Raw genomic sequence first — 15,695 nt, 5'->3', positions numbered from 1 at the left:
TTTCTTAAATATTTTTTTAAATAAACTCATAGTGTTTCTCCCCTAAAAATAAACTCGTCACCAAAAGTTCGTACGGTTAGCTTTCTTATTAAACAATTTTTCTTTTTCGTGTTCGGTTAACAACTCATCAGGATGTTTTTCTGAATCCCGAATCCAGTTAGCCTTTTCTATCGCCCATCTGTATTCCTCTGATTCTTCATCTATTTCAGCTGCAACATATTCCTGAACTAATTTAGAATAGAAGTAATTCAAGGAATTGTTTATGAGTTGCTGTGTTTTTGTGTATTCATTGTCTCGCTTTTCCTGTAAGATTAATCTTTCTTCTTCCTCTTTTAGCCTTTGCTTTTCTCTAATTATATAAGCCTTTTCTTCTTCATCTATTATCTTAGGCAAGGAGAATATATATACAAATACTTTTCTTAAAAGATCTTCTCTAGTCATTCTTTTTGTTTGATTTATATTTTTTTCACTTCTCCCCCAACTATACCAATATAACTTATAACCAACTTCTACATTTATTATTCCTTTAGTTTCATATTCAAATGTACGATATGTAGAATATCTTTCATCTTCTGGTGATAGGTTAATTTTTCTACATGGTAATTTAAAGTTCAAAGTAATAGTATATTTATCTTTCAATATAACTTCTGTTTCATCATATTTGGGGACAATCTTAGCATCTGCTTTTTCAAGGGCTTTAAATAAACTATCAATAAACGGTAAAACTTCTGGAAATATTTCTCCAGATGCCGATTTAATTCTCAATTTATCTTCTCGATAGGATTGAGCCTTTTTACGATACCCTACTATCGCCTTATGTGGTTTTGAGGATAGATTTTTATTTATTTTTAAATTATTATAAATATCTATTAACCTATCTTCATCTTGTTTAAAATAAGAAAAATAACTTTTTTCTTGTTCTGATAATTTGCCGTGATTTGTTTTTAATGGTGGTAATTCTTGTTTTTCTTTTGTGGACTTAACAATCTTTTTTGGAGCTAATTTAACTTGATTCTTTTTCGCTTTTTTAATTGTAATCACTACATTATCTTCCGCATTCGGTAATTTTGGCTGCGATGGCTTTTCATTCCCCATGTATAATTGACTCCAGTAAGATTGGGTCGGCAATGGTATGTCATAATCAACACAAGCCTTTTCAGATTATGATAAGGTATATCAAGTTTCTTAGCTGCCTTTGTCATTCCAACAGACCAAACTTCATCATATAAATCTTTCCTAAAAATTGATAACAAATATATCACCCCACCTAGTATCGTTTACTTTTATTCTATACTATTAAAGTTTTCAGTCAATTTAACACTAGTAAAAGCCCATGCCTTTTCCAGCATGAGCTCATTAAGTATTCATATTATATTTCTTTTGCAATTTCAATCCCTGACTTAAATTCAATTGTTAATTGTCTTTCATGAATCGCTATCTTTTCAACCAAGCGCCTCACAAGTAAATCGTCATACACTTCAAGTTTCTGCGGTTGCTCTTTTAAAAATTTTGTCATTTCTACAATCTACCGTATAAGTCCTTCCCTTGCTACATTTTTCATCATGACTTCCTGTTTCAATTCCCGTAACCGGTATATTTCTTCTGTCACGTCATCATAATCTTCTTTTGAATTTGCGAGCCTCAGCAGTTCCATTTGGAGTTCTTCTAACTTTTCGTCAATATCAGCTGTTGGTTTATCCGCATTTTCATTCAAAACTGTTTCAATATTTTCTATTAATATCTTCAAATAGTTATCCTTGTTTCCTAACACTTCATTAATGAAAAGCATCGAACATTCATCTCTGTTTTTGATCTGTGTTGAACAGCACCAAGCAATATATTTTCTATGCGTAGAAGTATGAATTCTCCTTTTAAATGTATCGCCACATTCTGCACATTCAATCTTTCCTGAGAAAGGATAACGATTTAAATATTTTCTACTCCCAACCGCTACATTCTTTTGACTTGCTTGATATTCTAGCATCCGATTAGCCGCTTCAAAATCAGCATGTGTGATAATCGCTTCATGGTGATTTTCAATTAAGTATTGATCAAGTTCACCTTGATTTACCTTTCGATTAAAATGCTCATCAGTAAAGGTTTTTTGAAGTAGCACATCTCCCTTATATTTTTCATTCTTAACAATTCCACGTATCGTAGAACCTGTTCAATTGCCATTTCGCTTTGTTGGTATTCTTTCTTCGTTTAGCTGCCTGGCAATTCGTTCTGTTCCTATTCCTTCAAGTACACTATTGAATATTCGCTTGACAACTTGTGCTTGTTCTTCATTTATAACAACTTGTTCATCCATATAATCGTAACCGTAAGGCGGATACGATAATTTGTACGTTCCACGTTTGAATCGTTGCCTAATCGACCACTTATTGTTCTCCGATAAAGATACGGACTCATTTTCCGCAAGGCTACTTAAGATTGAAAGCATAAGTTCACTTTCCATCGAATTCGTATTGATGTTTTCCTTTTCAAAATAAATGTGCACACCCAAGTCCATCAATTTTCTGACTAACTCCAAGCAGTCAATTGTGTTTCTCGCAAATCGACTAATGGATTTTGTTAAAATGAAATCAATTTTTCCTTTTTCGCAGTCGGATATTAAGCGAATCAGTTCAGGTCGTCTGTCTTTTTTCGTTCCTGTAATACCTTCGTGCTATAAATATCAATAAGTTGCCATTCATCATTCTTCTCAATTAAAGTTTTGTAGTGTCGTCTTTGCGCTTCTAAACTAATCAATTGATCCTCATTCGATGTTGACACTCGTATATAGGCAGCGACCTTTTGTTTCGGTTTTACTACTGAAAATGTTGTCATATCAAGTGTTGTTATCTTCCTCATCCACTCACCCCCATTTCTTGTATGTGACATATTAGCGTTAGACCACTGTTATATCAAGGTTTATCGCACACTAAAGGGCCTAATAAGGGATTGAATTTTTGACGATTTAATTTGCTTATTTGATTGAGTTCTTCATGGGAAATAAGCTCCTCTTCACGTAGTTTCATGAGCATATTTTCAGCAAGATGGAAATAAAGTTCATTTTGAAGTTGATCTTCAGTTGGTTTTGATTGTTTATGATTTGGTGTTTGATGATTAGGTGAGAGTTGTGTCATTCGCATATAGGTTTCCTCCTAAATAGTCTTCTACCTATATGCGAATAAAAAAACGGAGATTCGAACCCTTATTTCTGTAATATGTTGATTAATAGTTGATATGTAATTGAAGTTCTAGATATAATGAAAGTAGATTATTCAACAAACGGGCCATTATGTAGAATAGTTACCTAGTATGCAATTCGGATGGAGGATAAATATGCAAGTTATTATAAAGGAATACGATAAAACAGAAGAAGTGCAATTAAAAAATCTGTTAGATTTATCCTTTGAAGATAAAGGTTTATTAAATATTGTAAAGAATTCCAAGTCAGAATTTGCATACTCGGCATTTGTTGAAAATAAATTAGTAGGTGTAATATTTGGATGGGTAAGTAAATTTCATCCGCATTGTACTTACTTTCGAATTTTAAGCAATCCATTTTATGAGATGTATGGAGTAGAAGAAAACTTACTAGCCAAGGTTGAAAGCTTGGGAATTATCGAAAGTCCGTTGCAAACATCTATTTGGGAAACCGCGATTAACTTGAAAAATATTTATGAGAGAAATGGATTTAAGGAAATTAGAAGAACGTATATGCCGACGCTTCAGGTAACTGACATCAAAGAGGAAGTGCAATTTAGTGATAAAAACAATCATATAATCAAAACATTAGCGGATATCACATCAAACAATAGGCTGATGGAAAAATTATCGCTTCTTGTTAGAAGAAACTATGAAGAAACACATAAAGTGAATCCAGTAGTAGATGCAAACCTTGATGAATGGAAAAAGCTGATTTTAGCAAATGACACAGTCATTAATGGGAGTTATGTTTTTTTGGACAAAGATGGAAAAGAGATAATAGCATATTCTTTTCTTCACGAATCAGACAGTGAAAATACATATGAATTAGGCTGGTGTGGATGTTCGGATAAGCAATTCAAAAGATTAATTCCACGACTAATACTCCAACATATAAAATATTCTATTAATCAAAACGTAAGGGCTATTGTAGGTGAATTTGATACAACCGATATTTACGCAATGGAAGTATTAAAAAGATTCCCTTTTGCTCCTTGTCCAACTTGGATTACTTATCAAAAGAAGTAGAATCGAAGAAAGAGGTCTATTCCATTAACGGGCGCGATTGTGGAAGAACAAATAGTCATTTAAGTTACAACCGAAGAGTTTAACTACTCCTCGGTTGATTTTATTTATTCATACTTCACAAACGCATCTTTAAATCCAGCTTTCTTTGCTTTTTCCAGTTGCTTATCAGCATTCTTTTTAACACTATAGGCACCAATCTGTACACGATATAGTTTCTTTCCACCAGTTGATGGATTAGACGTTGAGGTACCTTTCGCTAATTCTTTCTTCACATCAGCTCTGAACGTATCCATAGATTTACCATGCTTTGAAAACCAATGACGTGGGTCACCATGATTACTAGCAATTTTCTTCTGATAGCCCTCATAATGGCCGATGATATTTTTCTCCGTCAGTTTGTATTGCCTACAAAGATAAGCAGCAAGTTCCACCGCTTCTTTATAAACTTTATTAAAGTAAGTTTTGTCGGTTAAATTATCTTCACAGATTTCAAAACCAATATGTGTATTATTCGCATCTCCACCCGCATGCCATCCACGGTGATTCCAGGGTAACGTTTGGTAAGTGGCAATCGATCCATCTTTTAACTTTCCGATAAAAGCATGAACACACACCTGTCTGCCATCTGGTCGTGGCTGATTCCAGTGATTGTTGTATTGATTCTTTCCTAATAAACCATCATCTGGACCAACGTAACGCTTTAAATTCGGATTGTTTGCCCCTGTGCTATGGACCATAATTCCTTTTGGAGTAATCTTTCTTCCCGCCTTATAGCACTCATCCTTTGTTAAATATAATTTTTTAATTCATGAATCATTTCTATTCCTTTGCGCTTCTCCATTCACAAGTAATGGAAAATATTCCGTCATGTAATTGCCCTCGGATGTTTCCATTCATTTTTTCCATTAAGCTCTTTGCAATCGATAGTCCTAATCCAGTACTTTTTCCGGAACGTGATTGATCCGCCATATAAAACCGATCGAAAATATGTTCAACATCTTTCTCTGTTAAAGTATTCGTATGATTTTCTACTTTCAGTTTGACTACATGATCTTTATCCTCGATCGACATTTTAATCTCCCCATCTGAATGGGTAAACGCATTAGCAAACAAATTTTCTAACACGCGTGTCAACGCAGACTTATCAGCAATAATATATATTGCTTCGTCTGGAATACGGGTGATTGGGGTAATCTCTTTTTCGTGAAATTGATCATAAAAACTCATTAACACTTCAATTGCGATATTTTTCAAATTGATTCGTTCCAATGTAACATGAAGTTCGTTCGACTCGATGATTGATAGTTCATAAAAATCATTTAATAAAGTTTCCAATCTTTTTGCTCGCTCGTACGCAATCGACAATAATTCTTTCCGTTCATCAGGTGGAATATCTTCTTTCTTAGCCATTTGGATATAGCCGACGATCGACGTCAACGGAGTTCTGAGATCGTGCGAAATATTAGCAATCGCTCGTTTATGCTCATCTTCAAAATGGACACGTTTCCTATTTTCGGCGATATGTAGATCAATTAATTTATTTATTTCCATTCCTAAGTTTTCCATATTTTTATCCATTAACACCATGTCGATCTTCTTATTCGTTTCTCGTTGATTGTACTTTTTCAATTGGTGAACTATTTTTCTCATCTCTTTATGTAAAGCAAAAAGGCGAGTGATTAAAAATATCGTCACAATAATGAACATGATGATAAACAAATATAACAATATTTTTCACCCGCCTTCCTGCTATTTCACTTCTTTTTTATGAAACGTGACTATTCCAAATAACATGATCAGTATGAAAGACACAACTCCGATGACGATCGATTTGACAATTTCATCATCCGTCATCGTATATTTAAACGATTCGGTGAACTGAGAGAAAAATGTATTTTCATAAATTGTTTTCACAAATTCGTTCGTAACAAACTTTTCCACTAAAAACATCGCAATGGATAGGACTAACGTGAATAAAATCGTCCTGCCACTATCTTCTGTCCATATCGCGAACAACAAGACGATCGCGGTAAAGCTTAAAAAATGAATCGTAAACAAACTGTATGATTTCCCTAAATATATCAAACTTTCTGCTGATAATACATCGTTCGTGCCGACTAATTTTACGACGACAATCGCTGAGACTAACGGAAGTACGATCGTCGTAATTAGTGCTCCAACAGTGAAAACGCAATATTTCGCAATAAATATTTGTGATCTTTTGTTTCCGCTAATCATTTCGTTTTTTATCGCATTGTTTTGGGTAAATTCAGTCGCGATAAAAAACCCAGCTAACGTGCTGACGATAAAGTTGAAAAACAGTGGAACAGTGAAAAAAATCAAGACATTCAATTCATTCAAATTCGCCAATTCAAATGGAGTTCCAGTCATATACCACCATTCTGTAACAATCAAAGAATGAAGCAATGTACTTAATCCGAAGATAAATAACATTAAAACGATAAACGTCTTATTTCGACGTAATTTAAAAAGTTCCGCTTTCATTAGATTACTCATTTTCAACGCCTCCTATGAGCTTCGTAAAATAATTTTCAAGACTGTCGCCATTTTGAGATAAATGTTCGATAACAAGGCCGTGTTCTGTCAAAGTGCGAGACACTAAGTGTACATCATCGAGATAACTGTAAAGTTTGATCGTCCCGTCTGATAAAATCTCGAAATCATGTGCAGATAATTTCTCTTCTAAAACATTTACGCCTTTTGCAGGTTCATCGACTTTAATGCGCAAGTATTGACGACATTTATCATTCAATTCACCGGCAGATATTTCTTCCAACAATTGCCCTTGATGAATGATGCCGAACTTCGTAGCCAATTGATAAAGTTCACTTAAAATATGACTCGAAATTAACACAGTGAGTCCTTTTTCACGATTTAATTTCTTCAACAATTCTCTCATTTCAACGATCCCCATCGGGTCGAGTCCGTTCGTTGGCTCATCAAGAATGATGAATTCGGGATCACTCAATAATGCGATCGCTAATCCGAGGCGTTGTTTCATTCCTAATGAAAAGTTTTTCACTTTTTTCTTACCAGTACCTTCAAGTCCGACAAGTTTCAAAGCTTTCTCGATACACTCTCTTCCTGGAATTCCTCTTTGCAGTCGCTGGACTTCTAAATTTTCATAGGCGGTCATATTCGGAAAAAGAGCCGGGTTTTCAATGATCGCTCCCATTCTTTTATGCGCTGCAGTCATTTCTCTTCGATCATTATTTTCGAACAATTCGATCGATCCGTTTGTAGGAAATGCTAGCCCGGTGATTAAACGTAGCATCGTCGTTTTACCTGCCCCATTTTGACCAATCAATCCATAAATTTCTCCTCTTTTGATCGTCACATCAACATTTTTTAATGCATAATCATTTTTATATTTTTTTGTTAATGCGTTCGTCCGTAAAATATATTCTGTCATACTAATGCTCTCCTTTCATCGTATTACCATTAGTATGATTCTTAAAGTATAAGAAAGGCTTAAGAAATACCTTAAGAAATCTTTAAGATTTCATCCGATACCCCATTCCCCAAATCGTTTCAATATACTCTTCATTCGGATTTGCTTGGGACAATTTATTTCGTAAGTTGCTTATATGAACGTTTACGGTGTTGTCATCCCCATAGAACAGTTCGTTCCACACACTTTCAAATACATTCGCTTTCGAAAATATCTTTTTAGGAGAAGACATGAACAGTTTTAAAATGTGATATTCTCGAACGGTTAATGAAATTTTTTGTCCATTTACATAAACGGTTTTTTCTTCCGAATTTAATTGAATATCTTTATGGGTAAGCACTCGTTCTGTAGCTTTATTCGTATAGCGATATCTACGAAGCAGTGAATCGATACGTGCAGAAACTTCATCGATATCGAACGGTTTCGTAATAAAATCATCTGCGCCAGATCGTAACGTACTTACTTTCGTTTCTTTTTCATTTTTTGCAGAAATAATAATGACCGGCATGACTCCTTGTTCTCTAATTTTTTCAAGAACTGCTTTCCCATCCATCCCTGGAAGCATTAAATCAAGTAAAATTAAATCCCAATTTTGTTTTTCTAAATACATGATCGCTTCTGTACCAGAGTATGCAGATTGCGGATAGTAGCCGCTCTTTTTAATAATTTTGCATAACAATTGATTAATGTCTTCGTCGTCTTCTACAACTAAAATATCGATTTTACCAGGCATTTTTATTCCTCCATCCTTTCGTATATTCATCCGCTTTAAACGAAAACAGAAGGAAGTGTCATTGAAATTTCACCACGATCATCTTGAAGATACGTGTTCAATTTTCCTTCATATACTAAATCCAATAGTGTTAGTCCCTGAAAGTCATGTGGAGCGGTTAACGCAAGAGGTTTATCGAATTCAATTACTTGATTTTTCTTTAATATCGTCGCGACAAATTGTGAACAGAAGTAAGCATTTTTTCTTTGAATAGGTTTATTTACAAGAAACCCGAACAAACCAAAAATGATAACGATAAATTTCTTTACTTCTTTTCATTGCAAATATATAACGTTTCAACTTTTTTAATTGACGTTCCGTTACGGTAAGAGAATAAATGACACAATCAGCATTTTTAAATAACCCTCGTTTCATATCTTCTCTTACGAATCCTCCACTAAATGAATTCCCAACTTTTTTCCTCCCAAAACTATAAGCTTCTAATAACTGAGAATCAAACGATATTGATACATAGATTATAGCGTTTTTTTGTATATAGTTTAATCAATTTAGAAACAATTGAACTTGTATCGGACAAAACGATATATACTTTTTCTTTTTTCATCATCATTCTCCTCTTATATCCTCGAAATGAATATACATCCGAAAACATAAGAAACACGTGAACTACCCTCCACTTATCAATCTTACGGTTTGATTAAAGTGGGGGCTTCTCGGGTAATCCCGTCTAATGACAGAAAATTGACCGAGCTAACCCTCTCGTTCCGAAAGTTATTATTCTTTATGCCAATAAGCGTAATCCCTCATTTTTGACATTGATTGCTGAATTGTGATCACGATCTAATACAAAGCCGCAAGAACATTTATATACACGTTCAGATAATGGGATTTCTTTTTCCTTGCCGCAACATGAACATTTCTTAGTAGAAGGAAACCACTTATCAATTTTCACAAGTTGCTTCCCTTGTTCTTTTAGCTTGTATTCTAAAAAATTCGTGAACATACCCCAGCCGTTATCATGAACGCTTTTTCCAAAATTGAGGGCTTGAGACATACCTTTCATGTCTAAATCCTCAATAATCACGGCGTCATAGTTTGTTGCTAATTCTTTTGACTTATGATGAAGAAAATTTCTGCGTTGATTCGCTGTCTTTTCATACAGCTTAGCTACTTTTAGACGTTGCTTTTCCCATCGTGCAGAACCTTTCTTCCTTCGAGAAAGAATTCGTTGTGCTTTTGCTAATTTGTCTAAAGCTTGCCGATAGTAACGTGGATAATTGGCTTTCTCACCCCGTTCACTCTCAACATATAGACCATCCATAGCAAAATCTAAGCCAGCAACTTTCTGGATTTTTATTGACTGAATATCTTTCTCGTATTCTGTCAAAATAGAAATATAGTATTTGCCTGTCTTTGTTTTAGAAATAGTACAAGATTTGATTTTATGATTAGCAGGTATTTCTCTATGCTGTTTTATTTTTATTGGCTTTTTGATTTTTGGCAGTTTGATATGACCATTTTCTAGCTTAATATTGCTATTAACCATGTTGGTTGTGTAAGATTGTTTCTTTTTCTTGCTTTTGAATTTAGGAAACTCCGCACGACCTTCAAAAAAGTTCTTATAAGCATTTTGCAAATGGATCTGTGCGTTTGCTAAAGCTAAAGAATCCACTTCTTTTAGGAATGGAAATTCATCTTTATACTTTGCTGGTGTCGGGAACTTTTGTTCTTTAAGCTGTTCTTTGTCGTCTTTGAATTTCTCGTACGTTTCTTTACGTTCTTCCAGCATCTTATTATAGACAAAGCGAACACAACCAAATGTTTTCGCTAAAAAACCTTGCTGTTCCTTATTTGGATATAGGCGAAATTTGAAAGCTTTATTTAGCTTGGTCATATCAATTCACCTCATTTTAATAACGAACACTAGTTCCCTTTTTTATTTATTGTACCATAAGTTTTGGCTATCTCCAACCGAAATTCATCGCCCACCTACTCATTTCATTCCTTGAGGATGGGAGACTTCTTTCGGAAAATACGTTAAAAAGTTCGCACAATTGCCCTAAATAAAAGAAGAGGACTCTCATATCAATAATATCCCGATATAAATGTCAAGATAAGAATGCTCACTTTTGATTGTTTAACGATGTACAAGTTTGGGCTATTGAGTATGGCGGAAGCCATACCTAATAGCTTTATGAACTTACGACTTATTCTCCGTTTGAATATGATCTTTGAGACGATAAGAATCTCCTACAATATTAACAACCGTCGCATGGTGAAGAATCCTATCCAAAATGGCATTTGCTAGTCTAGGATCTTGAAAAATTTCGCCCCATGATTTAAAGCTCGCATTCGTTGTAAAGATGGTGCTTTTCTTTTCATAACGCATATCAATTAATTGAAAGAAGAGCTTTGCGTCATCTTCATCAATTGGAAGATAACCGATTTCATCGATGATGAGTAATTTATATCTTGCGTAATGTTTTAAGCGTGTTTCTAATCGGTTTTCAAGTTTCGCTTTCTTTAAGTTTAATATTAAGTCATTGCACTTAATAAAATACGTACTGTTTCTCTTCTTTGCTGCTGCGATTCCTATCGATGTTGCTAAATGGGTTTTACCTACTCCACTTGAGCCTAAAAAGACGATGTTTTCCTTTTGTTCAATAAAACGTAGCGATGTAAAATCTAGTATTTGTTCTTTGTTAATCGATGGTTGAAAGGAGAAATCAAAGTCTTTTATTTCCTTTAAATGCGGGAAGGCTGCCACTTTTACCATCGATTTAATCATATTAAATTCTTTCATATCAATCTCATAATCCGTTAATTTAATGAGGGCATCTACAAAAGATAAATCATTGTTGTTCATAAAATCGATTGTTTCATCTAAATGAATCATCATTTGATTTAATTTTAGGTATTTTAGATTTTCCATAAGTTTCGTATAGCTACTATTCATTTTTATACACCTCACTAATTGCGGATAAATTTCTTATTGCTAGTTCTTCAATGTCATCCTTATAGTGAAGTTGCTTGGATAAACTTTCAATATAATGTGTTTCTTTGAAGTTCATCTTTTGATTACTTATGGGATGTTCCGCAATTAAATCCGTGTTATAATAAACATGAATTTTATTATCGTATACCTGTAAACCTACGGTTTTACCAACGTATCCTGGTGGTACAGAATACAAATTGGACTTAAATGAAACCATATTGGAAGTGTTTACTTTTACAGGTATGTGATCTATCTTATAGAAATCTCTTATTTTCCTATGTGGTAATGGGTTTAAGAGGTTTCTTTCTTTTTTAAGATGTAATATCGGTATTTTACCTGTTCCTTGATGATATTGACTGTTTACTCGATTGCTTAGTTCCTGTACAAAAGAGTGTAATTCCTCATAATTAAATTTCCCTTGATAGGCATGAATCTCATCTAATAGCTTCATAGGTGCTTCTACTTTAGCTTTTGTTCGTGGTCTTCCTGCTATACAAGGCCTAACTTCAAACCCACAATCTTTCGCGAATTGATAAAATCGCTCATTCACTTTACCTGGGTGATAAGCCGTTCTTGGCTCATCCATAACTGTTTTCATATTATCTACTAAAAGAGTTTTAGGCACACCACCGATAGATTCGAAACTTTCCGTAAGGAAAGATAATAGCACACTTTGTGATTTAGAAATCGACAATAGGTAAGTCCGGAATCGCGAGTAAGATAGAAGAAATACACAAACATTCACATACAATATTTCCCCATCTCTAGTGATGTACTTTATGTTTTCTTTCCAATCGACTTGAGCTTGTTCAGCCGGAGGAGTTTCAAAGCGGATGGTTTCCTGGTTGTCTGATCTCCCTTTATGAGAATCAAAGTATTGTTGGAATTCGGGCTTTCTCGAAATATACGCTCTGAAACTAGAATCCGCACAGTCTAGTCCATGATTATCTTTTAAATACTGCCAAAGTATTCGCTTATAGTAAAACTTCTGTGGTGATTCATCTGAGAGAAGCAATTTGATAACATCATAAAAATCATCGATTTTCGACTTTCTTTTCCTTGTATGACTTGGTTGAAAACCGTTTAAGTATTTATCGATTGTTCTACGATCAACATTCAGATCTCTCGCTAATTTACTTTTATTAATTTTCATGTTCAGACTCTCCATAAATAATTTTAATTTTGGTAAGTCTGTAAGCTCTTTTATTTCTATTTCGGTATTTACATCAATTTTTATATGCATCATATTCACCCCAGAATATTATGCAATAACCGAACGAAACTGTACATGCTTATCTAATCATTTCTGTACATTCTTAAGCTATCATTTATATCCCGACTATTAAAGAAATGGTACAAAATTTGTTTCAAGAGCTTCAAATTGTATATCAAAATATTTTCATTTCACTTTTAGATGAATTGGATGAGTGGCTGATGAATAACCGTGATTATAAACGATTCAAAAATAGGGAAATGCAGAAGTGTACAATTGCCACGATGTTTGGTGAGGTTACAATTAACAGAAGTAAATACTTTGATAGGGAAGCTGGTCACCGTGTCGCAACCAATCAACCAGCGAAACTGATAACCAAAAAAAGCCGAAAAAGTTTCCGTCCTTTGCGAAGTTGCCCACATAGAAGACAAGGGAGTCGATAGACGCCATTCAAGGACATTTACCAGCATTGACCAGAGATGAACAGCGAAAGCCTTATACAAGAACGTTGCGAGGATTGGTAGGCTTTTAAATGGTATGATGTGTTTTTTGAATGAAGTGGAGAGTAGTCCCATGCATCATCGTTTGAACTTTACATGGAGAAGGGAGCATGATATCCTGGCGAACTTAGCCAAGCCTTTCTATACTTGGCTCCTTGGCTGACTACTCGTGCTCCCAGAGGCTCCATGTCAACTTACAACAATACGAGGGAAAGGGGATTCCATTATTTAAAGAGGGAGATTATCAATTGGATCTTTCGTTGAAAGGAACTAGGGATTTCAATCAATTTGTTGAACTACACTACGATGTCAAAAATTAATGGAACACTCTTCAACTAAAGGGCGCAGTTGTTGAATAAACAGCGTGCTGTTAAAGGGCCGTATAGTGATAGAAATGCTTTACTGGTGGAATGAGTAAATAAAGAAAGGAGTGTCTGATATGACTATGACTCTTATTATAATTGCATCTATGTTTATATGGATTTATGCAATTAATGAGCTAATCAAGCCTTCAAAGAAGCAGAATAATCGTAAAATCATTACTTTAATTTCTTTTGGCTCGTTATCAACATTGATTATTACTGTTTCACTTTTTCAGAGTCTTCCATTTTTCAATTAACGGGTCAGATTGTGGCATAGCAAATACTAGTTAAAAAATAACCGAATCGAATAATCACTCCTCGGTTATTCTTGTTATTCTTACTTCACATAAGCACCCTTAAACCCAGACTTCTTTGCTTTTTCCAACTGCTTATCAGCATTCTTTTTAACACTATACGCACCAATCTGTACACGATATAGTTTCTTTCCACCTGTTGTTGGCTTTGATGTTGACGTACACCCATTTCACCGTGTAGACAAAATAGATGTTCCGTCCTAAACCCTTGTTGCATCAAAGCTTACTTTCTAGACATCAATGCTACCAACTCCACATGCAACGAGCGGGGTGGATTGATGTCTTTTACATTGTCGGTAGTCGGAAACAAGTCAAAGGCACTTTTTGCACTATCGGTAGGCGGGAACATATCGACATATATAATTATAACGCCAACTACTAGATTTGTAATTGGCGTTATAATTATTATGACTTTAGTTTTGCTTTTAACTCTTTTATTTTTGTTTCTATTGTTGATATTACTTTTTTAAATTCCTCATCACTCTTACCTGTAGGATCATCCAACCCCCAATCTTCCCTGTGTTTACATGGAAGGTAAGGGCATTCCACATTACACCCCATTGTAATAACAATATCTACTGGAGGTATTTCATCAAGCAACTTTGAATGTTGAGTTTTCTCCATATCTATATCATAAAGCTCTTTCATTAGGCGCACAGCATCCTGGTTAATTTGAGGTTTTGTTTCTGTGCCAGCAGAGTAGCTTTCAAATATATCTCCTGCAAAGTGCTTACCAAGTGCCTCGGCTATTTGGCTTCGACATGAATTATGAACACATATAAATGCGACCTTTAGTTTATTACTCATTGGCCATACCTACTTTCTTGATTTTTCTGGAAACCAGTGTCTTGTATTATTCGCTATCTTTACTAATATCAGCATAACAGGCACTTCTGTTAGAACTCCTACAATGGTAGCAAGTGCAGCTGGGCTTTGTGTTCCAAACAATGCAATCGCAACGGCAACTGCCAGTTCAAAAAAGTTAGAGGCGCCAATCATGCCAGCAGGCGCTGCTATCTCATGAGGTAGTTTTATAGCCTTGCTTGCTAGATATGCAATGAAAAAGATTAGGAAAGTCTGAATAATTAATGGTATAGCAATTAAAACAATATGCAGTGGATTATTCAGAATTACATCGCCCTGGAATGAAAAGATTATTATTAATGTTAGCAATAGACCTATGGTGGTGACATTCCCAAACTTCGGTATAAAGCTATTCTCAAAGTAATCGAGTCCTCGCTTTTTTGTGATGTAATTACGGGTAATTATACCACCAGCCAGCGGGATAACAACAAACAATACTACAGATAAAACAAGAGTGTCCCAGGGTATGGTTACACCGCCCACACCTAGAAGAAACGCAACTATAGGCGTGAAAGCTATGAGAATTATAAGATCATTTGTTGCCACTTGCACGACGGTATAAGCCGCGTTGCCTTTGGTCAAATAACTCCATACAAATACCATCGCTGTACACGGTGCAGCTCCAAGAAGTATTGCTCCCGCAAGATAGTCTTGTGCCAATTCTGCCGGAATTAGAGATTTGAAAATTACAAAGAAAAACAGCCATGCAATGCCGAACATGGTAAAAGGCTTTATCAACCAGTTGGTTATCCATGTAACAAAAAGCCCCTTAGGATTTTTGCCTACATTTCTTATGCTTTGAAAATCTACTTTTAACATCATTGGATATATCATAAGCCAGATTAAAATAGCCATAGGTATTGAAACATTTGCATATTCAAAACGCCCTAAAAACGCTGGGATTCCGGGTAAAAACTTTCCAATCAATACCCCTGCAAACATACATAAAATAACCCATACGGTTAAGTACTTTTCAAAAAATCCAATTCCACTATTTTGTTCCTTACTCATGTTAAATCAA

At 34.8% G+C, this 15,695-nt stretch carries 18 protein-coding genes and 2 pseudogenes; 3 read left to right on the top strand and 17 right to left on the bottom strand.

The window, feature by feature from the left end:
• Positions 1–57: 57 nt before the first annotated feature.
• The 6 genes and pseudogenes from AXY_RS02595 to AXY_RS02580 form a co-directional block, all read right to left on the bottom strand.
• Positions 58–1,095, bottom strand: a complete 1,038-nt coding sequence (locus AXY_RS02595) for a hypothetical protein (RefSeq protein WP_015009225.1) — start codon at positions 1,093–1,095, stop codon at positions 58–60.
• 274 nt (positions 1,096–1,369) lie between these two features.
• Positions 1,370–1,516: a hypothetical protein gene (locus AXY_RS12705; protein WP_015009224.1), complete on the bottom strand. Its 147-nt coding sequence runs from the start codon at positions 1,514–1,516 to the stop codon at positions 1,370–1,372.
• A 9-nt stretch (positions 1,517–1,525) separates the two neighbouring features.
• Positions 1,526–1,984 carry a zinc ribbon domain-containing protein gene (locus AXY_RS13000; RefSeq protein ID WP_231841424.1) on the bottom strand — a complete coding sequence of 153 codons (459 nt, stop codon included), beginning with the start codon at positions 1,982–1,984 and terminating at the stop codon, positions 1,526–1,528.
• Positions 1,985–2,035: 51 nt separating this feature from the next.
• A pseudogene (locus AXY_RS12995) lies at positions 2,036–2,614 on the bottom strand (recombinase family protein); the annotation flags it as partial.
• Between the two features lie 8 nt (positions 2,615–2,622).
• The gene (locus AXY_RS12990; RefSeq protein WP_015009221.1) at positions 2,623–2,853 is read right to left on the bottom strand and encodes a recombinase family protein; all 231 of its coding nucleotides are present in this window, start codon (positions 2,851–2,853) and stop codon (positions 2,623–2,625) included.
• A 53-nt stretch (positions 2,854–2,906) separates the two neighbouring features.
• Positions 2,907–3,134: an SHOCT domain-containing protein gene (locus AXY_RS02580; RefSeq protein ID WP_015009220.1), complete on the bottom strand. Its 228-nt coding sequence runs from the start codon at positions 3,132–3,134 to the stop codon at positions 2,907–2,909.
• A 193-nt stretch (positions 3,135–3,327) separates the two neighbouring features.
• On the opposite strand from AXY_RS02580, the gene AXY_RS02575 reads away from it, so the two are divergent.
• On the top strand, positions 3,328–4,221 hold the full coding sequence (locus tag AXY_RS02575; protein ID WP_155835448.1) for a hypothetical protein: 894 nt from the start codon (positions 3,328–3,330) through the stop codon (positions 4,219–4,221).
• Between the two features lie 104 nt (positions 4,222–4,325).
• Here AXY_RS02575 and AXY_RS02570 read toward each other — a convergent pair whose 3' ends face one another.
• From AXY_RS02570 to istA, 8 genes are all read right to left on the bottom strand, one after another.
• Positions 4,326–4,976: an N-acetylmuramoyl-L-alanine amidase gene (locus AXY_RS02570; RefSeq protein ID WP_269447590.1), complete on the bottom strand. Its 651-nt coding sequence runs from the start codon at positions 4,974–4,976 to the stop codon at positions 4,326–4,328.
• 64 nt (positions 4,977–5,040) lie between these two features.
• Positions 5,041–5,871: a sensor histidine kinase gene (locus AXY_RS02565; protein ID WP_231841361.1), complete on the bottom strand. Its 831-nt coding sequence runs from the start codon at positions 5,869–5,871 to the stop codon at positions 5,041–5,043.
• Positions 5,872–5,970: 99 nt separating this feature from the next.
• Positions 5,971–6,738, bottom strand: a complete 768-nt coding sequence (locus tag AXY_RS02560; protein WP_015009216.1) for an ABC transporter permease — start codon at positions 6,736–6,738, stop codon at positions 5,971–5,973.
• A complete protein-coding gene (locus tag AXY_RS02555; protein WP_015009215.1) occupies positions 6,731–7,654 on the bottom strand; it encodes an ABC transporter ATP-binding protein in 924 nt (307 codons plus the stop codon). The genes AXY_RS02560 and AXY_RS02555 overlap by 8 nt, the downstream gene beginning before the upstream one ends.
• A gap of 82 nt (positions 7,655–7,736) precedes the next feature.
• Positions 7,737–8,426, bottom strand: coding sequence for a response regulator transcription factor (locus AXY_RS02550; protein WP_015009214.1), 690 nt, complete (start codon positions 8,424–8,426; stop codon positions 7,737–7,739).
• A gap of 781 nt (positions 8,427–9,207) precedes the next feature.
• Entirely contained in the window at positions 9,208–10,320 is a 1,113-nt protein-coding gene (locus AXY_RS02540; RefSeq protein ID WP_015009211.1) for an RNA-guided endonuclease InsQ/TnpB family protein, read from the bottom strand.
• 306 nt (positions 10,321–10,626) lie between these two features.
• Entirely contained in the window at positions 10,627–11,382 is a 756-nt protein-coding gene (gene istB / locus AXY_RS02535; RefSeq protein WP_015009210.1) for an IS21-like element helper ATPase IstB, read from the bottom strand.
• Positions 11,375–12,664 carry an IS21 family transposase gene (gene istA, locus AXY_RS02530; protein WP_015009209.1) on the bottom strand — a complete coding sequence of 430 codons (1,290 nt, stop codon included), beginning with the start codon at positions 12,662–12,664 and terminating at the stop codon, positions 11,375–11,377. Before istA ends, istB begins: the two co-directional genes overlap by 8 nt.
• Positions 12,665–12,771: 107 nt before the next feature.
• Between istA and AXY_RS02525 the strand changes: the two genes are divergently transcribed.
• On the top strand, positions 12,772–13,077 hold the full coding sequence (locus AXY_RS02525; protein WP_015009208.1) for a UPF0236 family transposase-like protein: 306 nt from the start codon (positions 12,772–12,774) through the stop codon (positions 13,075–13,077).
• Positions 13,078–13,573: 496 nt separating this feature from the next.
• Entirely contained in the window at positions 13,574–13,753 is a 180-nt protein-coding gene (locus tag AXY_RS02520) for a hypothetical protein (protein WP_015009207.1), read from the top strand.
• 80 nt (positions 13,754–13,833) lie between these two features.
• Here AXY_RS02520 and AXY_RS12465 read toward each other — a convergent pair.
• From AXY_RS12465 to arsB, 3 genes and pseudogenes are all read right to left on the bottom strand, one after another.
• A pseudogene (locus AXY_RS12465) lies at positions 13,834–13,947 on the bottom strand (SPOR domain-containing protein); the annotation flags it as partial.
• A gap of 268 nt (positions 13,948–14,215) precedes the next feature.
• Entirely contained in the window at positions 14,216–14,617 is a 402-nt protein-coding gene (locus tag AXY_RS02515) for an arsenate reductase ArsC (RefSeq protein WP_014097261.1), read from the bottom strand.
• Between the two features lie 9 nt (positions 14,618–14,626).
• Positions 14,627–15,685 carry an ACR3 family arsenite efflux transporter gene (arsB, locus tag AXY_RS02510; protein WP_015009206.1) on the bottom strand — a complete coding sequence of 353 codons (1,059 nt, stop codon included), beginning with the start codon at positions 15,683–15,685 and terminating at the stop codon, positions 14,627–14,629.
• Between the last annotated feature and the right edge of the window lie 10 nt (positions 15,686–15,695).

Origin of the sequence: Amphibacillus xylanus NBRC 15112 (genome assembly GCF_000307165.1) — a bacterium.
GTDB classification, from domain to species: Bacteria; Bacillota; Bacilli; order Bacillales; family Amphibacillaceae; genus Amphibacillus; species Amphibacillus xylanus.
Note: the sequence above shows the minus strand (reverse complement) of the source record. Positions and strands in the feature narration are given on the sequence as shown.